Source organism: Aneurinibacillus migulanus, assembly GCF_001274715.1.
GTDB classification, from domain to species: domain Bacteria; phylum Bacillota; class Bacilli; order Aneurinibacillales; family Aneurinibacillaceae; genus Aneurinibacillus; species Aneurinibacillus migulanus.
Map to the genome: position 1 here is coordinate 98,803 of NZ_LGUG01000005.1, position 21,731 is coordinate 120,533.

The window sequence follows — 21,731 nt, forward strand, 5'->3', positions numbered from 1 at the left end:
CCTGGCGCCAAGGCATCCACCGTGTGCCCTTTGTAGCTTAACCATCAAAGGGTTATCACCTATTAATCAATTGGATCTTCCTAATTGCGCATTGTTCTTCTGTATCCAGTTTTCAAAGTGCAAAAGTAGGTTGTTTGTGTTTATTCTGTCTCTGTTATCCGTTGCATCGAAGCAGGCAAATCCCGTGCTTGTCGGTTTATCGGCGCGTTCAAAACATCTGGGCCTCTCAAAGAGGGAGACAGTTGAACGCATTTTCCCGAACACCTCCAACCACTTGGTAGCCGGATAAATGAGTCAGAAAAACAAGTCAACACTATGAAGTTTAACTAAAGAATGAAGCTTGATTTTTTCACAAGCGAAACAGCACGCAAAAAATATCAGTTCATTCCTGCCTGGCGACGTCCTACTCTCCCAGGGCGTTGCCACCCAAGTACCATCGGCGCTGAAGGACTTAACTTCTGTGTTCGGGATGGGAACAGGTGTGACCCCTTCGCCATCGCCACCAGCAATTTATTTTTCTCATCAACGATTGGAACTCCGGAAATACGGAACTTGGCCATCAATTTTTCCGCATCTGATACCGGATGATGGGGCTGTAGAGAAAATGGGTTGGTAATAACACCGCTTTCGGAGCGTTTAACGCGATCAACTTCTTCCGCCTGTTGTTCCACTGACATATTCTTGTGAATAATTCCCATGCCTCCCTGACGTGCAATGGCAATGGCTAAGGCCGATTCGGTTACTGTGTCCATACCGGCGCTAATCAGCGGAATGTTCAACTTTACATTCTCACTCAACTGTGTGGAAACATTAACGTCACGCGGCAACACTTCAGATTTCCCCGGAATAAGCAATACATCGTCAAACGTCAAACCTTCTTTACTGAATTTATTTTCCCACACGAGAAATACCTTCCTTTTCTATTAGTTTGTTGGTCGTGTTTTGTTAGTCGTGTATTTATATTATCGAAAGTTTAACAAACCCCTTATTTTACTGTCAAGAACACTGTAATATAGTTCGGCTTTTCTGTAAACAATAACAGAAATTAAGCGTTTTCGTACCTGTATTTTCTATTTTCACGAATAATTAGAAGGGAAAAGGTGAAGGGCATGTATCAGGCGGTCCATACAATAATGTGTGAAAATCCGACGAAAAAAATGTGGGACAGCTACCTGTATTTCGAAAGTGAACCTACCACCAAAACATTCTTACAGCAAATATATGAAAAGCAAAGTATTCAGAAATCTAATGTGTATGCATTTCACAATGCCTCAAAGTTTATCTATTACATAAAGCAGGCCCGACAGTATTACTTCTCAGCTGCCAAAAGTGATATTCTTGTCCAGCCCTTGCTTCTGTATTACGGGATGGTAAGTCTTTTGAAAGCATATGTGCTTACGCGTGATCCCCAATATCCTTCAAACACACGGGTGCTGCAACATGGAGTAACAAGCCGTAAAATCAAAAGAAATTATTACTCGCTTGCTGAAGATGAAGTTCGTGTACAAAAAGAAGGACTTCTTCCATATCTTTATAGTTTTCTAAGCAAAGAACCGTTACATGAAAAGTATCGATTACAGGATTTGTTAGCCGTAATACCAGAGCTACAGGCAGCCTACCAACGGTTATATAAACAGACTTCCCTGACCTCAGTATCTCTTTCATCACATCGGAACTTTGAACGCTTATGCACAATCTTTTACCTTCCCGATTTTGTTCTCGATAACGCTCATTTGACATATGCATCATTTATCCATTATTTAAACCGCTACAATCAAGGAGAGGCTTATTTTGCAGCCTCTTCGCTTGAAGCTCCCCGTGGCATTATTCGGCTGGAATGGCACCATCCTGAGAAAATACATGTTACAGAAAGCGGTAATGGCTTTGAGAATATTTTATTCCTCCACGACTATAAAGGGAATTTTTTTTATAAAACACAAGCAGGCAAAAATCATACGATACCGGAAGTAGTCATTCATTACATGATTATGTACGTGCTAGGCATGCTTTGTCGATATGAAACAGAAAGATGGGGAGAAATCGTGTTCTCATTTATGTCTGAAGATATGTATATGATTCAAGAATTTTTGACGCTTTCTGCAAGGAAATTTCCAAACCTGGTATATGATTTACTTTTACAGGAAAGACATATTTTTTATACTGAATGATTTTTCATTATAATAAAACCAAAAACCCCCTCACCTGATTGCTCAGATAAGGGGGTTCATTTATTACACTCTGAAAACTGAATCAGAAGAACGTGCGCATGTGTTTGGTTAAGCCCTCGACCGATTAGTATTCGTCAGCTCCGCGTGTTGCCACGCTTCCACCCCGAACCTATCTACCTCATCATCTTTAAGGGGTCTTACNTGAAGCTAGCTTACTTATTAAATCGAAAAGAAATCTTTTCGGGCCCCGCGAAAGTATTCGGCATTCGCTACAAAGCGACTCGTCACTTTCGTGGGTAATTTTTATATACTCGCACACATTCGAGTGTTACTGTTCAGTTTTCAAGGAACTTGTTTTCTTATGTTGCGCCGTGTTTCATCGGCGACTTTTATATCTTATTACATTTTAAAACTTATTGCAAGCTTTTTTTAAAAGTTTATTAAAACTTTCTTGTCGCTTTTACATTAAGTTAGCAGCGACAAAAACTAATATACTATTTTTTATGCAACTATGTCAACTGCTTTTTAAAAATAATATAGAGAAGACAGCGCATTGCTCATGCCGTCTTCTCTATTTATATCAATATTGTTCTTTCTTCTAAATAAACGTTATTATTCTTCTTCAGGTATTTCCGGCTCTTCAAGCATTTCGCTTTTTACTTCTTTAATTCCATCTTCCGTATCTTCAACTTCCTCCGATATTTCCACTTTAGCTACTGTAGCTACTTCTTCCTGTTCTCCAAGACGAATCAATTTTACACCTTGTGTATTCCGCCCCATAGAAGAAATATCGTTGACACACAGACGAATAATAATACCTGCTGATGTCACTAGCATTAAATCATTCTTCTCATTTACTACTTTCAATCCTACAATAACACCATTACGTTCTGTTAAATGGAGCGTCTTAATCCCTTTTCCACCACGTGTTTGGAAGCGATAGGAAGAAAGCGGCGTACGCTTACCATAACCAAACGATGTAACGATTAAAACATCCGCATCAGCCTCAGCGATATCCATATCAATAACTCGATCGTCATTGCTTAGATGAATGCCTTTTACCCCCGTAGCGGAACGTCCCATAATACGCACATCTTTTTCAGAGAAAAGAATGGACATTCCTTTCTCCGTTCCAATAATGATATTCTGGTCGCCATCCGTCAACCGGACGCTGATTAACTCATCATCTTCTCGCAAATTAATCGCAAAAAGGCCTATACGACGAATATTACTAAAAGAAGTAAGATCCGAACGTTTAACGATCCCCTGTTTGGTGGCAAAGAATAAATAATGATTATCTGTAAATTCTTTAATCGGGATTACCGTCTGGATGTACTCGCCCTGCTCGATTTGCAACAGATTGATAATTGGAATTCCTTTAGCGGTACGTCCTAACTCCGGAATTTCATATGCTTTTAAACGATACACTTTTCCTTTATTCGTAAAGAAAAGAAGATAGTGGTGGGAATTTGTAGTGATGAGATGTTGTGCAAAATCATCCTCATGCGCTCCCATTCCCTGTATTCCACGTCCACCCCGTTTCTGCGCGCGGTACGTGTCCACCGGTAAACGCTTAATGTAGCCACGATGAGTAAGAGAGATGACGACCTCTTCCTGCGGGATTAAGTCTTCATCTTCGATATTATTCATATCGACTGTAATTTCAGTACGACGCTCATCACCGTATTTTTCTCTGATTTCAGTCAGCTCTTCATTTATTATGGCCAAGATTTTATTCTCGTCACCAAGAATCGCCCTCAATTCCTCAATAAGCGAGGACAGCTCGTTATATTCATCGGTCAAACGTTCAATAGATAAACCTGTTAAAGCCTGCAGGCGCATATCAAGAATCGCGTTCGCCTGCTCCAGCGTGAAACCAAGCGGGACTTCTCGTCCTTTCATCGCAAACGAATCAGCCATTAAGAAACCACGTGCTTCTTCCCGGTCGGAAGCAGAACGGATTGGACCTTCGCGGTCAACTAAGTCATCCACAATATCGATGGCTTTCAGTAAACCTTCTACAATGTGAATTCTCGCTTCCGCTTTTCGCAGATCATATTCCGTCCGACGGCGAATAATTTCTTTCTGGTGTTCCAGATAATAATAAAGCATTTGTTTCAGGTTTAGTATGCGTGGTTCATTGTTTACTAATGCGAGCATATTAATCCCAAAGCTTGTCTGCATAGCGGTATGTTTATATAAATTGTTGAGTACAATCTGCGGATTCACATCCCGACGCAGATCAATTACAATGCGCATCCCGTTGCGATCAGATTCATCACGCAAATCAGTAATACCTTCCAATTTTTTCTCACGTACCAGCTCAGCAATTTTTTCAATTAGACGCGCTTTATTCACTTGATACGGTATTTCAGATACAATAATTCTAACTTTATTTCCATTTTCTTCGATTTCAGCTTTTGCACGAATAATGACGGAGCCTCGTCCCGTTTCATAAGCTCTGCGAATACCGCCTCGTCCCATAATCAAAGCGCCTGTCGGAAAATCAGGTCCAGTGATTAGTTCCATTAAGTCCCGGTTCGAACAATCAGGGTTTTCAATCAAATGCAGGACCCCGTTAATTACTTCCGTAAGATTATGGGGAGGAATATTCGTCGCCATCCCAACCGCAATACCTGCTGCGCCGTTTACGAGAAGATGTGGAAGACGCGCTGGCATAACTAGCGGTTCCTGCTCATTACCGTCATAGTTCGGACCGAAGTCAATCGTATCTTTTCCAATGTCCCGCATCAATTCGGTCGCGATTTTTGACATCCGTGCTTCTGTATAACGCATAGCTGCTGCCGAATCGCCGTCTACCGATCCGAAGTTACCATGTCCATCCACCAACGGATAGCGATAGGAGAAATCCTGCGCCATCCGAACCATCGTTTCATATACTGCCGCGTCGCCGTGTGGATGATATTTACCGATGACATCCCCTACGATACGCGCCGATTTCTTATACGGCTTATCCGGGGTTACACCCATCTCGTTCATCGCAAACAAAATCCGACGATGAACAGGCTTCAGACCATCACGAACATCTGGAAGAGCGCGGCTTACAATTACGCTCATCGCATATTCGAGAAATGACTCGCGCATCTCCTGGTTTATATTAATATCGATAACATTAGATTGTTGCTCGGCCATTAAACTACCTCCGTCGTTCAACGTTTATTAGGCCCACTCACGACAGGTCGCAATCTTTTTGCCCATAAGTTTTATTATACCATTTATCTCCGATTACGGACAAAAATAAGCCCTCTTACGAGAGAAGAAGGCCTATTTTTTATTAAATATCGAGGTTTCGTACTTTTTTCGCGTTTTCCTGAATGAAATCGCGTCGTGGTTCGACTCTTTCTCCCATCAGCATCTCAAAAATTTCATCCGCTTGCATCGCATCCTGTAGTGCTACACGAAGTAGTGTGCGGCTTTCCGGATCCATCGTCGTCTCCCATAGTTGCTCCGGATTCATCTCGCCCAAACCTTTATACCGTTGAATATTCGGCTCTGGACGCGCAGGGGACTCTGCGCGGATTTTGTTCAATTCATCATCGTTATACGCATAGCGTACTACTCTACCCTGCTGGAATTTATACAATGGTGGCTGCGCTATATATACATAACCATTTTCCACAAGGGGTCGCATATACCGGTAGAAGAAAGTAAGAAGCAGCGTACGAATATGCGCGCCATCTACGTCAGCATCTGTCATAATAATAATCTGATGATATCGTGCCTTGGAGATGTCGAAATCTTCTCCAATACCCGTACCAAGTGCGGTAATAATAGCTCTAATTTCCGCATTGGACAGAATCTTATCCAATCGCGCTTTTTCCACGTTTAGAATCTTACCTTTAAGCGGCAGAATAGCCTGGAATTTGCGATCCCGCCCCTGTTTGGCTGAACCGCCGGCGGAGTCACCCTCAACGATATACAATTCGCTGATAGACGCATCCCGACTGGAGCAGTCGGCCAATTTACCCGGCAAAGAACTGAACTCCAACGCATTTTTTCGGCGAGTTAGCTCCCTGGCTTTCCGGGCAGCTTCCCGGGCCCTGGACGCCATTAAGGACTTCTCTACGATCCGCTTCGCTTCTTGTGGATGCTCCTCTAAGTAAATAAAAAAGTTTTCAGCAAACAAAGATTCCGTTATGCCTCGCGCTTCACTATTCCCGAGCTTTGTTTTTGTCTGCCCTTCAAATTGAGGGTCAGGAATTTTCACGCTAATAATCGCAGTCAATCCTTCTCGCACATCATCGCCCGTCAGATTGTCGTCTTTTTCTTTCAAGAGATTGTGCTTACGAGCATAATCGTTAATAACACGGGTTAGTGCGCTTTTGAAACCAGATTCGTGCGTACCGCCTTCATGCGTATGGATATTGTTCGCATACGAATAAATATTGCTTGCGAATGAATCATTATACTGAAGAGCGATTTCTACCATCAATCCGTCTTTTTCCCCTTCAAGGAAAATCGGAGGTTCATGCAATTTTTCTTTATTTTTATTTAAATACTCGACAAAAGAGAGAATACCGCCTTCGTAATGGAATTCCTCTTCTTTACCTATCCGTTCATCATGAAGGGTAATTCGTACACCACGGTTCAAAAAAGAGAGCTCACGTAGACGTTTTTGTAGTATTTCATAATCATACACAGTCGTTTCTGTAAAAATTTCCGGATCAGGCATAAAAGTAACTTTTGTTCCGGTATCTTCCGCTTCACCTACGACCGTTAATTCATCAATAGGTCCACCTATCTCAAAATGCTGGACATACCGTTTCCCATTCCGCTTTACTTCAATGGCAAGCTCTTTGGAGAGAGCATTTACTACCGATACACCTACACCATGCAAGCCACCAGATACTTTATATCCTTCCCCGCCAAATTTACCGCCAGCATGCAAAACGGTGAGAACGGTTTCTACTGTTGATTTCCCGGTTTTCTCATTGATCTCGGGTGGAATACCACGTCCATTATCAGTCACAGTGATGCTGTTATCTTCGTGCACATAAACGTGTATATTATCACAGTAACCTGCAAGAGCTTCATCGATACTGTTGTCAACAACTTCCCACACAAGATGGTGCAAACCACGACTGCTTGTGGAACCGATATACATACCCGGACGCTTCCGTACCGCCTCTAGACCTTCGAGGACCTGAATTTGGCTTGCTCCATAATTGTTTTGTGTATTTTCTGCCATATAAGCCTCACCTGCTTTCCAAGAAATTAGCACGACGCTTTAACGTCAGCGATGAAATCGGGGAACAGTATATTTTGTCTGCCGTCACTACGTATGATTTCGTTTGCTCACTATCCAACATAACCATACGACCGCCCTCCTCTGCCTTCTGCAGAAATTGCCGGGTAATTTTAGAGGATTGCTTCATGTGAAAATCCAAGATTGTGATGACGTCTTTGGCCCGCACAACCATTTCGCCGCCCAAATGAATAAACATGTTCGTCCTCCTTATATGTCCCGTGTAATGGTTCCTTGCTTTACCCGGTAAATAGAGGCCTGCTGCAACGTCTGATGGTACAGGCCTTCTACCCCTGTCGTTGTAACAAACGTTTGGACTCGGTCTTTAATATTCTGCAAAAGATGCGATTGCCGATTAGCGTCCAACTCAGACAGCACATCATCGAGGAGAAGCAGAGGATATTCCCCCACTTCCTGATGGATCAGTTCGATTTCTGCCAATTTTAACGAGAGGGCGGTTGTACGCTGCTGTCCCTGTGATCCATACTGATGTACGCTTGTACCGTTAATGAAGAAGTGAATGTCATCCCGATGTGGTCCTGCCAGGCTGGTGCCGCGAGCGATTTCGCGGTCTTTGATGGAGTTAAGATGACGATAGGCAGCCTCTTCCGCTTCACTCTCCGACATCTCCGCCGTAACAGGCAGCGTACTTTCATAGGAGAGAGTCAGCGTCTCTCTTCCCTCAGTAATCTGCGCGTGAATTTCTTGGCCCCATTCTTCCAGTTTATCCATAAAAATAAATCGTTTGTGCAGCACTTTGGCCGCCAGCTGGGCCAGTTGTACGTTGTAAATATCCAGCATATCGCCAAACGGCCTGCCTATCTGCAGCTCTTTCATTGCTTGATTACGCTGGTGAACCAACTTCTGATACTGCAGAATATGATACAGGTAAGACTTGGATACTTGACCGATTTCCATATCAAGAAAACGTCGTCGAACATTTGGACTGCCCTTTACGATGCTCAAATCTTCCGGAGCAAACATGACAACATTCATCGCACCAATATAATCGCTTAATCTTCGCTGCTCCAATTGATTAACTTTGGCTCTCTTCCCTTTGGAAGTCAACTGGATATCCAGGTTTATAGGGCCAATCCGTCGGTCTACCCGGCAGGATAGGCGGGCAAACGGAGCGTCCCACTGAATAAGCTCCTTATCTTTGCTTGTTCTATGCGATTTGGCCATCGCAAGCACATAAATAGACTCCAGCATGTTGGTTTTTCCCTGTGCATTTGGGCCGACGAAAAGTACGATTGGAGCGTCGAAATGTACGTGGACATGGTCGAAGTTTCTATATTGTGTTAGTTCCAATTCTTTTAGTATCAAACCGTTTTCCCTCCCGGCCCCTACGCTATTCTATATAAATCAAGCATACCGGTGGTTACTCTTCGGCTTGATGCGAGACTTCATACATGCCGAATCCTTCTACGTACACCACATCTCCATTATACAACTTTTTGCCCCGACGATTCTCTGCTTCCCCATTTACTTCGATATATGTTTCAGCAAGGAAGAACTTCGCCTGTCCGCCTGTATCAATAATCTCGGCTAATTTTAGAAATTGTCCGAGGGGAATATATTCAGTCATAATCGTAACTTGCCGTTTGTTCATAAGTAATAACCCGCTCTCTACTGATTTGTTCTGACAGGCAGAATAAGATGGAGAATCCAGTCATGTTCCGTCGGACGAATAATAAATGGACTCATAGCTCCGGTAAATTCGACACGAATCTCACCGCTGTCTACTGCCCTCAGCGCATCAATCATGTACTTCGCGTTAAATGAAATCTTTACGTCCTCTCCGTCTACAGAAGAAGGAACGACCTCCTCCGTCACTTTACCGACTTCTGGCGTATTAGACGAGAGCTCTACCACGCCATCAGGGCGGGTAAATAAACGAACAACATTGTTTTTTCCATCTCTTGCTAACAAGCTTGCCCGTTCAATCGCTCCAAGAAACTCTTTGGTCGATAAAATTATTTCTGTTTTCATATTTTGTGGAATGATGCGACTTGTATCCGGGTATGTGCCATCTAAAATGCGAGAGTAAAAAAGCACATAACTCACCTTTACAAGAATCTGATTGTCTGTAATAACAAGATCCACCAACTGGTCATCGTCCGGCAAAATTTTGCTTAGTTCAATCAGACTTTTACCTGGAATAATAATATTGTCAAAGCTTAATTCTGATGTGGATTCAACCGTCGCTTTTCTTGTGGTTAGACGATGGCTATCCGTCGCTACAAAAGAAAGAATTCCTTCCGACAAGTTCCACATGACACCTGTCAAAATCGGACGTGTCTCGGTGGTAGCCACCGCAAAAACAGTTTGACGAATCATCGTCTTGAGTAAGTCAGCAGGAAGGCTTAGCACCTTGTCCTCTTCTATCTGCGGCAGGCGTGGATAATCTTCAGCATTCATGCCATTCAAATTGAACTCTGAGCGGCCGGAAGAAATGGTTGTAACAAAACGGTCGTTTACAGATATCGTTACTTGTTCACCCGGCAATTTCCGCACAATTTCCCCAAAAAAGCGGGATGGAAGCACGATGCTGCCCGGCGTTATGTTCTCAATCCATTGATGGTCACCGGATTCCATCGGAATGTATTGCTCAATAGAGACATCCGAATCACTTGCAGTTAGCGTAACACCGTCCTCATGTGCAACGATTTTAATACCGGTAAGAATCGGAATTGTTGTTCTGGATGATACAGCTTTGCTCACTGTATTAATCGCATTTGTCAGTTGGTCTCTTTGAATCGTGAACTCCATTGTGTCCCCCTCTAGGAATTTTACTTGTCATTTTATCATATACTTATAATTTATTCTTTTTTTAAAACATAGTAATAGTAATAGGGCCGGTGGATATGTGAATAAGTTATATGAGAAAAGAAATATAGCCTATACACATGTGGATAACTTTGTGTACAGGCTATGTTGATTATTCACATTTATGCACAGGTTCAACTTGAAAATTAACGTCCGTTTTTGATTGTATCGATAAGTTCCTGAACGGTGGCTTGCATCTGGCGATCACTTTGCAAGATTTGTGTAATTTTTTCATGCGCATGAATCACTGTTGTATGATCGCGTCCTCCGAACTCTTCCCCGATTTTCGGAAGAGAGTAATCAGTAAGCTCTCGTGACAAGTACATGGCGATTTGCCGTGGGAATGCGACCGATTTCGTACGTTTCTTCGCTTTAAAATCCTCCATCTTAAGATCGAAGTATTCTCCCACCACTTGTTGAATGACAGCGATATTAATAATGCGCGGTTTATTGGAAGGAATAATGTCTTTTAATGCTTCCATGGCTAATTCCGTATCGATGTCTCGGTTAATTAAAGAAGAATAAGCAACGACACGAATCAACGCGCCTTCCAGTTCGCGAATATTCGTATCGATTTGATTAGCTATATACACCATGACTTCATTAGGGATTTCCAGGTTTTCTGCTTTCGCCTTTTTACGTAAAATTGCAATTCGCGTTTCCAAATCTGGTGGCTGGATATCGGTAATTAGTCCCCATTCGAAACGGGAGCGTAACCGGTCTTCCAGCGTCGGAATTTCCTTTGGCGGCCGGTCGCTTGAAATGACGATTTGTTTGCTTTCTTCATGTAGCGCGTTAAACGTATGGAAGAATTCCTCCTGGGTTTGCTCTTTACCCGCCAGAAATTGAATATCATCAATTAGCAGAATATCGACATTGCGATATTTGTTGCGAAAATTAACGGTTTGGTTGTCCCGAATGGAGTTGATGAATTCATTGGTGAACTTCTCAGAAGAAAGATAGACGACACGTGCGTTTGGTTTCTGTTCCAAAACGTAGTGGCCAATCCCATGCATAAGGTGCGTTTTACCGAGCCCTACGCCTCCATAAATAAAGAGCGGATTGTAAGCCTTTGCAGGCGCTTCGGCGACTGCAAGGGAGGCTGCATGCGCAAAACGATTACCAGCTCCGATGACGAATGTGTCGAATGTATACTTCGCATTCAGCATGGTCTGCGGGTAATCGTCGTGTGAGTTGTTGCGGTTTCCTTTTGATGACGGAACTGAGTCGATATCGGTCTCGCTTTGCTGGGAGTTTGAGGTGGGAATCACAAACTTAATTGTAATAACTTTGCCGGTTACCTCATACAATGTTTCAGAAATGAGTTCAGAATATCTGGATTCCAGCCAATCCCGGGTAAATTCGTTGGGAGCCGTAATCAAAAGTGTACTGTCGTCAAGCGACGAGGCTTTCGTCGATTTTAGCCAGGTTTCAAAGCTGGGCTTGCTAATGCGGGTTTGTATATGTGAGAGTGTTGTGTCCCAAAGTTCTTTCACGTTGGTAACCATGTGTCTCCTCCCTTCTCCTTCCCATATTCGGTCTTCCGACATGTCATTATGTTTGCCGGATTCTCTCTTTTTTAAAGAAGAAGTATGTGCTGCGTAGTGGGCGGCAAGCCAAATCGCTGTGGATAACAGGTTTCTAATTTTCCTGAGAAAATAGAAGGCTTTGCCGCGAATTTCAACAAAATCCCCAATGTTGTGGATTGGTTGTCCACATACGGTTAAAAATGTCCACAGTTTTATCCACATGCTGTGGATAATTAACTTATGCCCGTGTAGTTATCCACCGGTTAAAACAAAATTATGATAGCAGATAAAGCTTCTAACCGCAACGATTTTTTCTTACTTATCCACAAACTCTACAAGTTGTGTATGAAAGATATTCACACCACTAGATTTTGTGAATAACCAGCGGGGGAAATTGTAGATAATTAAATTCGGGAAATAATTTTATACACAGATGATTTGGGAAATAAAAAAATGTGGATAATAAAGTTCAACTTGACAGTTCGTTGGGGAGATATATATAATAATCTAGACTGTCTATAATGTGATAATTTTGGATGGAACCTTCCCAAGGAGGTGGATATAATGAAACCGACTTTTAACCCGAACAATCGTAAGCGTAAAAAAGTTCATGGCTTCCGCGCTCGTATGAGCACAAAGAACGGCCGCAAAGTTCTTGCGAACCGTCGCAGAAAAGGAAGAAAAGTATTGTCAGCATAAGGCCACTCTTACAGTGGCCTTTTCTACCGTTTTATTGGAACATAAAGAGGAAAGAACAGCAGCAGTAAGGAGTGTGTCCCTTGTATCGCAAAAATCGTTTGCGAAAAAATGAGGAATTCCAGATTGTATTCAAACAGGGCACTTCCGTTGCGAACCGCCAGTTCGTCATCTATTCCTTAAAGAAAGAAGGGCAGGAAGACTTCCGACTAGGGGTCTCCGTCAGTAAAAAGATGGGGAACGCGGTAACTCGCAATCGGTTGCGGCGTACCATTAAGGAAGCCATTCGTTTGCGTGCGGACGAAATTAAGCAGGATCTCGATTTTATCGTGATCTGCCGCCTGCCGGCTGTGGAGCTGGAGTTTCATCAATTTAAAGAAAGCCTGTATCACTGCATGAGAAAAGCCCAAGTATTTAAAGGAATGAAAAAGGGGAAAAACACATCTTCATAACGCTTGTTCAGAAAGTTTTCATTTTTTCTGTCCGTTCAGTATACTGGATGAAAATACATACGTTGCAAGGAGGAATTTTCTTGCTTCCCAAGCGATTGAAAATAGCGTTGCTTTTTGCTTTAATCGCTATATTTTCCGCAGGATGTACTGCCGCTAATCCTAACAATCCGCTGCCGATTAATCCGGAGGGCGGAATTTGGGACAAGTTTTTCGTGTATCCACTTTCCTGGATGCTGCAAAAATCAGCGGAGTTTGCCGGCGGGAGCTATGGCATTGCGATTTTGATTGTAACCGTTCTCGTTCGTCTAGCAATTTTACCATTAATGGTAAAACAAATGAAAAGTAGCAAGAAGATGCAGGAGCTACAGCCTGAGATGATGAAGCTGCGCGATAAGTATAAGAGTGATCCGCAACGTTATCAGCAGGAGATGATTAAGCTTTATCAAGTGCATCAGATTAATCCACTTTCCGGCTGTCTGCCAATTTTAATCCAGATGCCGATCCTGCTTGCTTTTTATCATGCGATTATTCGTACAGGCGAGATTCGGTCCCACGATTTTCTGTGGCTGCAGCTAGGCGCCAAAGATCCATTCTTTATTCTGCCTGTTCTTGCGGCTGCGACGACGTATTTGCAACAATGGATGATGATGCGGAATAGCCCGGCAACTGCCGAGAATCCGCAAATGAAGATGATGCTTTACCTTATGCCGGTAATGATTCTGGTCATTTCCGTTACGCTTCCGTCAGCCCTGTCTCTATACTGGGTATACGGAAACATTTTTACAATTGTTCAAACGTATTTCCTTTATCGAAATACTGCCCCTGTTGGTAGTACGACTCCTAAACCTAAAGGAGGAAAGACCAAGTGAAAAAGGTGACGGCGACGGGAAAAACGGTAGAAGATGCGATTCAGTCGGCTTTGCAACAGCTGCAGTCGACGCGTGATATGGTAACATATCATGTGCTTGAAGAACCGAGTAAGGGATTCTTCGGTTTAATTGGCGTCCGCGATGCAAAAGTGGAAGTCATTCTGCAGGATAAGCCGGCGGATAATGAAGATATGGCTGTCGTACAAGAATCGTCTGCAAGTGAACCTGTGCCTGAACCTGAACTAGCAACAGCTGTTTCTTTACCGGAAGAAGAAACGGAAGATCTGCTGATTCGAGCAGCGAAGGTGGATGCAATCCGTCAAGGTAAGGCATTTCTTGAAGAAGTTCTTGCTACGATGGGCCTCGATATAGAGGTGGAGGAGCAAACCCAGGATGGCAATCCGGTATTCATCATTAATGGATCCGGTCTCGGCCTTATTATTGGCCGTCGTGGTCAAACGCTCGATTCGCTTCAATATCTCGTAAATGTCGTGGCCAATCGGCATGCGGATAAGCGGGTGCGGATTGTGCTTGACGCTGAGAATTACCGGGCAAAGCGAAAGGAAGCGTTAGGGCAACTGGCTGACAGAATGGCAAGTCAGGTTGCACGGACGCGCAAGCCGGTTCGATTAGAACCGATGAATCCGGCGGAAAGAAAAGTTATCCACAGTCGTTTGCAAAAACATCCGAAAGTGGAAACGTTTAGCGAAGGAACAGAACCATATCGTCGGGTGGTTATTGCAATAAAGAAGTAAAAATAGAAAGAACTGTAGTGGAGAAATTCCCTACAGTTCTTTTTTTGTGGATAAATTATAGAAAGGGAGCGAGGCACTGCATTTCCTATATTCTCAAATGTCCACAGAGTATGGTATTCTATACATTTAGGGAAAGCTTTAAAAAAACCTGCCTTTTGTGTGGTGATATAAAAATGGATTTTGATACAATTGCAGCGGTTGCTACGCCGCTTGGTGAAGGCGGCATTGCTATTATTCGTGTTAGCGGACCTAGCGCAATCGAATCTGTGGATAAAATATTCAAAGGTCGTCAGCGGTTATCCACTGTGGATACTCATACGATACACTACGGCCACCTTGTGGATGAGAACGGCGATGTATTGGAAGAAGTAATGACAACTGTTATGAAGGCGCCACGAACGTTTACGCGAGAAGATGTTGTCGAAGTGAATTGTCATGGCGGTATTGTCTCGGTAAAGCGCGTGTTGGATTTAATTCTAGAACAAGGCGTACGTATGGCGGAGCCGGGCGAGTTTACGAAACGAGCATTTCTGAACGGGCGTATTGATTTATCGCAAGCGGAAGCCGTGATTGATTTGATTCGCGCTAAGACAGATCGGGCGATGAAAGTGGCAGTCAATCAGGTGCAAGGTAAATTGTCAAACCTTATCGGCAAGCTGCGTCATCAGCTGATTGAATTAATGGCCCATATCGAAGTGACCATTGATTATCCTGAGCATGATGTCGATGATGTGACGCGAAATTTGTTGTCTGAGAAAAGTCGTTGGGTGCAGGATGAGATTGCAAAAATGCTGCGTACGGCTAAGCAGGGGAAAATCTTGCGTGAAGGAATTTCTACTGTGATTGTTGGCCGACCGAATGTAGGAAAATCATCTCTTTTAAACAGCTTATTGCAAGAAGTGAAGGCAATTGTTACGGATATTCCAGGAACGACACGTGACATTATTGAAGAATATGTGAATGTACGTGGTGTTCCACTTCGTCTGGTTGATACGGCAGGCATTCGTGATACGGAAGATATTGTCGAACGTATCGGGGTAGAACGTTCCCGTGAGATGCTGAGCAAAGCTGATTTAGTGCTTCTTGTACTCAACTTTGGAGAAGAATTGACGGACGAAGACCGTAAATTGCTTGCGGTAGTACGCCCTATGAATGCGATTGTTATCGTTAATAAAACAGACCTACCGCAGCAAATCGATTTAGATGAAGTGCGTGGGCTGGCAGGCGATTTGCCATTGGTGACAATTTCTGTCAAAGAAGAGAAGGGGATTGAGCGGCTTGAAGAAGCGATTGCTTCTTTATTCTTTGCTGGTTCGGTTCAGAGTGATGATTTGACATATGTAAGCAACGCCCGTCATATTCAGCTACTAAATGAAGCACATAAAACAATAGGGGAAGCAATCGAAGCAGTAGAGAGCGGATTGCCTGTTGATATGGTAGCATTTGATATTCGCCGTACATGGGAATTGCTTGGCGAAGTTATTGGAGATGCGGTGAGCGATGATTTAATCGATCAGATTTTTTCTCAGTTCTGTCTTGGAAAATAAGCAAAGAATACGCGAAGGTTCGCGTAGAGGAGGAAGTACAAACAAATGGGATACCAGGCAGGTTCATTTGACGTAATTGTAGTCGGCGCCGGTCACGCGGGTGCGGAAGCAGCGCTTGCAGCAGCTCGAATGGGATGTTCAACGCTGCTCTTAACAATAAATCTTGATATGATCGCCTACATGCCATGCAATCCGTCCATCGGCGGTCCAGCCAAAGGCCATGTGGTACGGGAAATCGATGCGTTAGGCGGCGAGATGGGCAAAAATATCGACAAAACATACATTCAGATGCGGATGCTGAACACAGGGAAAGGGCCGGCTGTACATGCGCTTCGCGCTCAGGCAGATAAATTTTTGTATCAGCATACGATGAAACAAACGATCGAGAACACAGAAAACTTGACGCTCCGCCAAGGAGTAGTTGAACGCTTAATTGTGGAAGACGGTGTATGTAAAGGTGTAATCGCAAAAACAGGAGCAGAATACGAAGCGAAAGCAGTTGTTCTGACAACGGGAACGTATCTGCGTGGCAAAATCATTATCGGTGACTTGCAATATGAAAGCGGTCCGAACAACATGCAGCCTTCTATAGAGCTGTCACACCACCTGAAGGAGCTGGGATTTGAACTCGTTCGGTTCAAAACAGGTACACCACCACGAGTGCATAACAGTTCGATTGATTACAGCAAAACGGAAATTCAGCCAGGTGATGATGTTCCGCGAGCGTTTTCCTATGAGACGACAGAGTTTTTGACGGAAGAACAGCTCCCTTGCTGGTTGACGTATACGAATGAAAAAACGCATGAAATTATCAACAGCAATCTGCACCGTGCTCCGATGTTTTCCGGAACTATCAAAGGAACGGGTCCGCGTTACTGTCCATCAATCGAAGATAAAATTGTACGTTTTAACGACAAGCCGCGCCACCAGATTTTCCTGGAGCCTGAAGGACGCAACACAGAGGAAGTATATGTCCAGGGGTTATCAACCAGTATGCCAGAGGAAGTACAACACCAGATTTTAAAAACGATCGATGGTCTTGAGAACGTGAAAATGATGCGCGCCGGCTATGCGATAGAATATGATGCAATGGTACCGAGCCAGTTATGGCCGACACTGGAGACGAAGCGTGTACAAGGTTTGTATACAGCCGGACAATTAAATGGAACCTCTGGCTATGAGGAAGCAGCTGGACAGGGAATTATGGCGGGGATTAATGCTGCCTTGAAAACCCAAGGTAAAGATTCCTTGATTCTTGATCGCTCACAGGCGTATATCGGAGTCATGATCGATGATCTGGTGACAAAAGGGACAACTGAGCCGTATCGTCTGCTTACATCCCGTGCCGAATACCGTTTGCTACTGCGACATGATAATGCCGATATGCGTCTGACGGAGATCGGTCATCAAATTGGTTTAATCCGTGAGGAAAGATACCAGCGTTTTCTACAGAAAAAAGAGGCTATTGAGGTAGAAAAAGAGCGTTTACGGACGGTGAAAGTAGGTCCGAAACCGGAAGTACAGCAGATGTTACGTGATGTGGGTTCAAAAGAACTTGATAATGCCATTGATTTGTATTCTCTGTTGAAACGTCCAGAAGTAACCTATAAGCATGTGGCTCAACTCGTACCGGCTGAAGTAGAAATCCCGGAAGATGTAGCAGAACAGGTCGAGATTCAGATTAAATATGAAGGATATATTCGTAAACAACTGCAAGATGTAGAGCGTCTGAAAAAAATGGAGAAAAAGAAGCTTCCAGAAGATCTTGATTACATGAATATTCAAGGATTAGCAATGGAAGCTCGTCAGAGACTTGAAAAAGTAAGACCGCTGTCCATTGGGCAAGCATCACGTATCTCTGGTGTTACGCCTGCGGATATCTCCGTATTGCTTATATATCTTGAATCCTACCGAAAAGTCGCAAATTAGGAGAACGATATGGATGCAGTTACGTTGCGGCATATGGCCGCGGATAGAGGAATTGCTCTCTCGGAAGAGCAGATGGCGCAGTTTGAGAAATACTATGAACTGCTTGTAGAATGGAACGAAAAAATGAACCTTACTGGTATTACCGAGAAATCTCAAGTATATGAAAAACACTTCTACGATTCAATTACACCGGCCTTTTATTATGATTTTACGAACGTGGAGAGTGTAATCGATGTGGGATCAGGAGCGGGATTTCCCGGCATTCCATTGAAGATTTGTTTTCCTTCTCTTAAGCTTACAATTCTTGATTCATTGAATAAGCGGCTGGTTTTCCTGCAGGAAGTCGCCAGGCAACTTGAACTGAAGAATGTGGAATTTGTCCATGGCCGGGCAGAAGATGCGGGAAGAGACAAAAAGTACCGAGAACAGTTTGATATGGCTACTGCGCGGGCAGTAGCCAGAATGAATGTACTAACTGAATTGTGCATTCCTTTTGTTAAACCAGGCGGCGTTTTTCTTGTAATGAAGGGTGCCAATGTTGAAGAAGAACTGAACGAAGGAAAAAAAGCCATTAAATCATTGGGCGGAAAAACGGAGAAAGTAGAAACGTTCGAATTGCCGGAAGAGCAATCGGAACGAAACATTATTATTGTCCGTAAACAGGAAAAAACACCAGCCGTATACCCGCGAAAGGCTGGTACACCGGCCAAAAAACCGCTTGTATAATAGAAAGGGAGGGCAGCTAATTTAGCTGCCTTCCCTTATGCATTTTTTCTTTGTGTTTCACGTGGAACATGGAGCAGGAAATAACCGGGAAGGCGGCGAATATTGAAGATGGAAAGAAGGAGAGTGGGTGGTGTCTTTTTATGAAGGATCAGTTTTCTCGTTTATTCGGTCTGACGGAACGCACCGATCAAGAAGAAATCCGGAACATACCGGTTGCCAGGATTGTACCCAACCCTTATCAACCTCGAACTGTATTTGATGATGATAAAATTGATGAATTGTGCGAAACGATAAAAGTGCACGGTGTTATTCAACCGATTGTTGTCCGAGAACGGGGCGGCGCATTTGAAATTATTGCCGGTGAGAGGCGTTGGCGCGCGGTAACACGCTTGGGAATGGAGAAAATCCCAGCCATTATTAAAGACTTCAACAATGAACAGGCTGCTTCCATCGCACTTATCGAAAATCTGCAACGCGAAGGGCTAACACCGATTGAAGAAGCTATCGCATATCAGAAATTGATTGATATTCATGGATTAACCCAGGAAAGTCTCGCCAGCCGCCTGGGTAAGGGACAATCCACTATAGCTAACAAGCTGCGTCTGCTTCATCTACCTGAACCAGTACAGGAAGCGTTGCTTGGCAGGAAAATCTCTGAGCGGCATGCGCGTGCACTGCTTGTCTTGAAAGATGAAGAGCTGCAGTTGAAGGTGCTACATGAAGTAGTGGAAAAAGGGTGGAATGTAAAACAAACGGAGCAGCGCATTAAGCTGTTGATGGAAGCGCAAAACCAGAAGCCAGGGAAGCAACGTCGTTCATTTTCGAAGGATATGCGTTTGGCTATTAATACGGTCCGTCAATCGGTTGATATGGTGTTGCAGAGCGGATTGAACATCCAGACCGAAGAAGAAGATCATGAGGAATTTTATCAGTTCGTTATCAAAATTCCTAAAGAGAAAAAATAGCTCAGGGTTAAGGGAAGAGGATCGTTGGTTGGAATAAATGAGGGGTGAAACTTATGGGCAAAATTATTGCAGTCACAAATCAAAAGGGCGGCGTAGGAAAAACAACCACTTCCGTAAATCTGAGCGCTTGTATTGCCAAAGAAGGCAAAAAGGTGCTGCTGGTCGATATTGACGCCCAGGGAAATGCTACGAGCGGCATTGGTGTCGAGAAGGCGAATGTCAGGTATTGCGTATATGATGTCCTCATTAATGATATCAACATCCTGGACGCGACGTTGCCGACGGATATTGAAGATCTTTTTGTCCTGCCAGCCACCATTCAACTTGCGGGAGCGGAGATCGAACTGGTACCTGTGTATTCGCGTGAGAAACGCTTGAAAAAAGCGTTGGATGTCGTACGAGATACGTACGATTATATTATCATTGATTGCCCGCCATCTCTGGGAATTTTAACCATCAATGCATTAACAGCAGCCGATTCTGTCCTTATTCCTATTCAGTGTGAATATTATGCGCTGGAAGGACTTAGCCAACTGTTAAATACAATTCGTCTGGTGCAGAAACAGTTAAACCGGAATCTCTATATTGAAGGCGTACTGCTCACGATGCTGGATGCCAGAACAAATTTAGGGATTCAGGTTATTGATGAAGTAAAGAAGTACTTTCAGGAAAAAGTATATGGAACCATTATTCCGCGCAATATACGGTTAAGTGAAGCACCCAGCCACGGACAATCTATCATTACCTATGATCGGCGTTCTAAGGGAGCAGAGGTGTACAGCGACTTAGCCAGAGAGGTGATCGGAATTGAGTAAACGTTTAGGGCGAGGGCTGGATGCATTAATTTCTTCCCTTGATATTGATGAAGGCGATCATATTCTCCAGGTCGAACTTAAAAAAATCCGGCCCAATCCTTATCAACCTCGCAAATATTTTGCTGAGGAGTCTCTACAGGAGCTTGCTAATTCGATACGAGAAAATGGGATTGTACAGCCATTGGTAGCCAGAAAAAGCGTCAAAGGATATGAGTTAGTAGCTGGTGAACGCCGTCTACGAGCTGCTAAGCTTGCCCAGATAGAACATGTGCCGGTTGTTGTACGAGAATTTACAGATGAGCAAGTCATGCAGATCGCTCTTATTGAAAATTTGCAGCGAGAAGATTTGAATGCCATCGAAATTGCTCAGGCTTATCAGAAGCTTATTACTACATTCTCACTTAAACAGGAAGAGCTGGCAAAGAAAGTAGGGAAAAGTCGACCGCATGTTGCTAATTTTTTGCGCTTGCTCCAATTGCCGGAAGATATTCAGGAGCGGGTTTCACGGGGAACTTTGTCTATGGCACATGCCCGTACTTTACTTGGGATAGAAAAGGACAAAGCGAAGATTGAACTGGCAAAAGAAGTGGAAGAAAAGGAATTAAGTGTTAGGGAACTGGAAGACATCGTGAAAAAATTAAGCGAGAAGAAAAATGTTTCACGTGAAACAAAACAGCCTGATAAACATTTTTTTGTCAAAGATTTGGAAGAAAGATTACGTATGGCGTTTGGTACCTCGGTAAGTATAAAGCCGTCTAAAAACCGTAATAAAGGAAAAATTGAAATCGCCTATTTTTCTGAGGACGATTTAGAGCGTATTTTGGAAATTATTGAAAAGAATAGAATGTAACAAAGGCAACCTCAGGATTGAAGGTTGCCTTCACGATTTTTTCTGTCTATCGTGTACAATGGTATATATAGAGAGTTACACCTGTTAATTATCCATAAGGTAGGAGAAAGAAGGTGCACGCGTAGCTGTGTGCTTTCGTCTTTTTCTTACAAGGAAATCACACGGTCGCTTTGTGACACAGAGGCTGAACAGCAAAACATCTGGGCTTTTCTGTGTCTACTCAAATGTTTTGCTGCCCCGCTTTGCCGGAGCAAGAGGCGAGCGTGACAACCTTTTGTACGGGAGACGAACTGACGCCCCTTTGGAGCTTGTTATGGTGACTATACACTCTTGAT

At 43.5% G+C, this 21,731-nt stretch carries 19 protein-coding genes, 1 rRNA gene and 1 pseudogene; 12 read left to right on the forward strand and 9 right to left on the reverse strand.

Annotated features, from left to right (window positions below; genetic code table 11):
- A partial coding sequence (locus AF333_RS36375) for a hypothetical protein (RefSeq protein WP_235497033.1) occupies window positions 1–289 on the forward strand: 289 nt, incomplete at its 5' end.
- Between the two features lie 101 nt (window positions 290–390).
- On the opposite strand, the gene rrf is transcribed toward AF333_RS36375, so the two are convergent.
- Both rrf and AF333_RS32425 read right to left on the reverse strand, forming a co-directional pair.
- Window positions 391–507: ribosomal RNA gene (gene rrf, locus AF333_RS26205) — 5S ribosomal RNA — on the reverse strand.
- A pseudogene (locus AF333_RS32425) lies at window positions 495–902 on the reverse strand (IMP dehydrogenase); the annotation flags it as partial. The gene rrf and the pseudogene AF333_RS32425, both read right to left, overlap by 13 nt.
- A gap of 207 nt (window positions 903–1,109) precedes the next feature.
- On the opposite strand from AF333_RS32425, the gene AF333_RS26210 reads away from it, so the two are divergent.
- On the forward strand, window positions 1,110–2,168 hold the full coding sequence (locus AF333_RS26210) for a YaaC family protein (RefSeq protein WP_074715462.1): 1,059 nt from the start codon (window positions 1,110–1,112) through the stop codon (window positions 2,166–2,168).
- Between the two features lie 612 nt (window positions 2,169–2,780).
- On the opposite strand, the gene gyrA is transcribed toward AF333_RS26210, so the two are convergent.
- The 7 genes from gyrA to dnaA all read right to left on the reverse strand — a co-directional run bounded on the left by gyrA (window position 2,781) and on the right by dnaA (window position 11,771).
- Window positions 2,781–5,321 (reverse strand): DNA gyrase subunit A, encoded by a 2,541-nt coding sequence (gyrA, locus tag AF333_RS26215; protein WP_043068390.1) that lies wholly within the window; start codon window positions 5,319–5,321, stop codon window positions 2,781–2,783.
- A gap of 142 nt (window positions 5,322–5,463) precedes the next feature.
- On the reverse strand, window positions 5,464–7,377 hold the full coding sequence (gyrB, locus tag AF333_RS26220; RefSeq protein WP_043068391.1) for a DNA topoisomerase (ATP-hydrolyzing) subunit B: 1,914 nt from the start codon (window positions 7,375–7,377) through the stop codon (window positions 5,464–5,466).
- 7 nt (window positions 7,378–7,384) lie between these two features.
- Window positions 7,385–7,633 (reverse strand): extracellular matrix regulator RemB, encoded by a 249-nt coding sequence (remB, locus tag AF333_RS26225; protein ID WP_043068392.1) that lies wholly within the window; start codon window positions 7,631–7,633, stop codon window positions 7,385–7,387.
- A gap of 11 nt (window positions 7,634–7,644) precedes the next feature.
- Window positions 7,645–8,760: a DNA replication/repair protein RecF gene (gene recF / locus AF333_RS26230; RefSeq protein WP_043068393.1), complete on the reverse strand. Its 1,116-nt coding sequence runs from the start codon at window positions 8,758–8,760 to the stop codon at window positions 7,645–7,647.
- A gap of 55 nt (window positions 8,761–8,815) precedes the next feature.
- On the reverse strand, window positions 8,816–9,046 hold the full coding sequence (gene yaaA / locus AF333_RS26235; RefSeq protein ID WP_043068394.1) for a S4 domain-containing protein YaaA: 231 nt from the start codon (window positions 9,044–9,046) through the stop codon (window positions 8,816–8,818).
- Window positions 9,047–9,063: 17 nt separating this feature from the next.
- The gene (gene dnaN, locus AF333_RS26240) at window positions 9,064–10,206 is read right to left on the reverse strand and encodes a DNA polymerase III subunit beta (protein WP_043068395.1); all 1,143 of its coding nucleotides are present in this window, start codon (window positions 10,204–10,206) and stop codon (window positions 9,064–9,066) included.
- A gap of 203 nt (window positions 10,207–10,409) precedes the next feature.
- Window positions 10,410–11,771 carry a chromosomal replication initiator protein DnaA gene (gene dnaA, locus AF333_RS26245; RefSeq protein ID WP_043068396.1) on the reverse strand — a complete coding sequence of 454 codons (1,362 nt, stop codon included), beginning with the start codon at window positions 11,769–11,771 and terminating at the stop codon, window positions 10,410–10,412.
- A 585-nt stretch (window positions 11,772–12,356) separates the two neighbouring features.
- Between dnaA and rpmH the strand changes: the two genes are divergently transcribed.
- The 10 genes from rpmH (at window position 12,357) to AF333_RS26295 (ending at window position 21,396) form a co-directional block, all read left to right on the forward strand.
- Window positions 12,357–12,491 (forward strand): 50S ribosomal protein L34, encoded by a 135-nt coding sequence (gene rpmH, locus AF333_RS26250; protein WP_021620016.1) that lies wholly within the window; start codon window positions 12,357–12,359, stop codon window positions 12,489–12,491.
- Between the two features lie 80 nt (window positions 12,492–12,571).
- Window positions 12,572–12,940 carry a ribonuclease P protein component gene (rnpA, locus tag AF333_RS26255; protein WP_043068397.1) on the forward strand — a complete coding sequence of 123 codons (369 nt, stop codon included), beginning with the start codon at window positions 12,572–12,574 and terminating at the stop codon, window positions 12,938–12,940.
- 80 nt (window positions 12,941–13,020) lie between these two features.
- Complete coding sequence (gene yidC / locus AF333_RS26260; RefSeq protein WP_407638697.1) at window positions 13,021–13,809, forward strand: membrane protein insertase YidC; 789 nt, start codon at window positions 13,021–13,023, stop codon at window positions 13,807–13,809.
- Window positions 13,806–14,564 (forward strand): RNA-binding cell elongation regulator Jag/EloR, encoded by a 759-nt coding sequence (gene jag / locus AF333_RS26265; protein ID WP_043068399.1) that lies wholly within the window; start codon window positions 13,806–13,808, stop codon window positions 14,562–14,564. The genes yidC and jag overlap by 4 nt, the downstream gene beginning before the upstream one ends.
- Window positions 14,565–14,737: 173 nt before the next feature.
- Window positions 14,738–16,111 carry a tRNA uridine-5-carboxymethylaminomethyl(34) synthesis GTPase MnmE gene (gene mnmE, locus AF333_RS26270; RefSeq protein ID WP_043068400.1) on the forward strand — a complete coding sequence of 458 codons (1,374 nt, stop codon included), beginning with the start codon at window positions 14,738–14,740 and terminating at the stop codon, window positions 16,109–16,111.
- A gap of 45 nt (window positions 16,112–16,156) precedes the next feature.
- A complete protein-coding gene (gene mnmG, locus AF333_RS26275; protein ID WP_043068401.1) occupies window positions 16,157–18,040 on the forward strand; it encodes a tRNA uridine-5-carboxymethylaminomethyl(34) synthesis enzyme MnmG in 1,884 nt (627 codons plus the stop codon).
- Window positions 18,041–18,049: 9 nt separating this feature from the next.
- Entirely contained in the window at window positions 18,050–18,766 is a 717-nt protein-coding gene (gene rsmG, locus AF333_RS26280) for a 16S rRNA (guanine(527)-N(7))-methyltransferase RsmG (protein WP_043068402.1), read from the forward strand.
- 140 nt (window positions 18,767–18,906) lie between these two features.
- Window positions 18,907–19,731, forward strand: a complete 825-nt coding sequence (gene noc, locus AF333_RS26285; protein WP_043068403.1) for a nucleoid occlusion protein — start codon at window positions 18,907–18,909, stop codon at window positions 19,729–19,731.
- Between the two features lie 53 nt (window positions 19,732–19,784).
- A complete protein-coding gene (locus AF333_RS26290; protein WP_043068404.1) occupies window positions 19,785–20,546 on the forward strand; it encodes a ParA family protein in 762 nt (253 codons plus the stop codon).
- Window positions 20,539–21,396 (forward strand): ParB/RepB/Spo0J family partition protein, encoded by an 858-nt coding sequence (locus AF333_RS26295; RefSeq protein WP_043068405.1) that lies wholly within the window; start codon window positions 20,539–20,541, stop codon window positions 21,394–21,396. Before AF333_RS26290 ends, AF333_RS26295 begins: the two co-directional genes overlap by 8 nt.
- Window positions 21,397–21,731 lie beyond the last annotated feature (335 nt).

Coding starts and splice junctions, on each gene's coding strand:
- AF333_RS26210 (WP_074715462.1), top strand. CDS start 1,110: ATGTATCAGGCGGTCCATACAATAATGTGTGAAAATCCGACGAAAAAA.
- gyrA (WP_043068390.1), bottom strand. CDS start 5,321: ATGGCCGAGCAACAATCTAATGTTATCGATATTAATATAAACCAGGAG.
- gyrB (WP_043068391.1), bottom strand. CDS start 7,377: ATGGCAGAAAATACACAAAACAATTATGGAGCAAGCCAAATTCAGGTC.
- remB (WP_043068392.1), bottom strand. CDS start 7,633: ATGTTTATTCATTTGGGCGGCGAAATGGTTGTGCGGGCCAAAGACGTC.
- yaaA (WP_043068394.1), bottom strand. CDS start 9,046: ATGAACAAACGGCAAGTTACGATTATGACTGAATATATTCCCCTCGGA.
- dnaN (WP_043068395.1), bottom strand. CDS start 10,206: ATGGAGTTCACGATTCAAAGAGACCAACTGACAAATGCGATTAATACA.
- dnaA (WP_043068396.1), bottom strand. CDS start 11,771: ATGGTTACCAACGTGAAAGAACTTTGGGACACAACACTCTCACATATA.
- rpmH (WP_021620016.1), top strand. CDS start 12,357: ATGAAACCGACTTTTAACCCGAACAATCGTAAGCGTAAAAAAGTTCAT.
- mnmE (WP_043068400.1), top strand. CDS start 14,738: ATGGATTTTGATACAATTGCAGCGGTTGCTACGCCGCTTGGTGAAGGC.
- mnmG (WP_043068401.1), top strand. CDS start 16,157: ATGGGATACCAGGCAGGTTCATTTGACGTAATTGTAGTCGGCGCCGGT.
- rsmG (WP_043068402.1), top strand. CDS start 18,050: ATGGATGCAGTTACGTTGCGGCATATGGCCGCGGATAGAGGAATTGCT.
- noc (WP_043068403.1), top strand. CDS start 18,907: ATGAAGGATCAGTTTTCTCGTTTATTCGGTCTGACGGAACGCACCGAT.
- AF333_RS26290 (WP_043068404.1), top strand. CDS start 19,785: ATGGGCAAAATTATTGCAGTCACAAATCAAAAGGGCGGCGTAGGAAAA.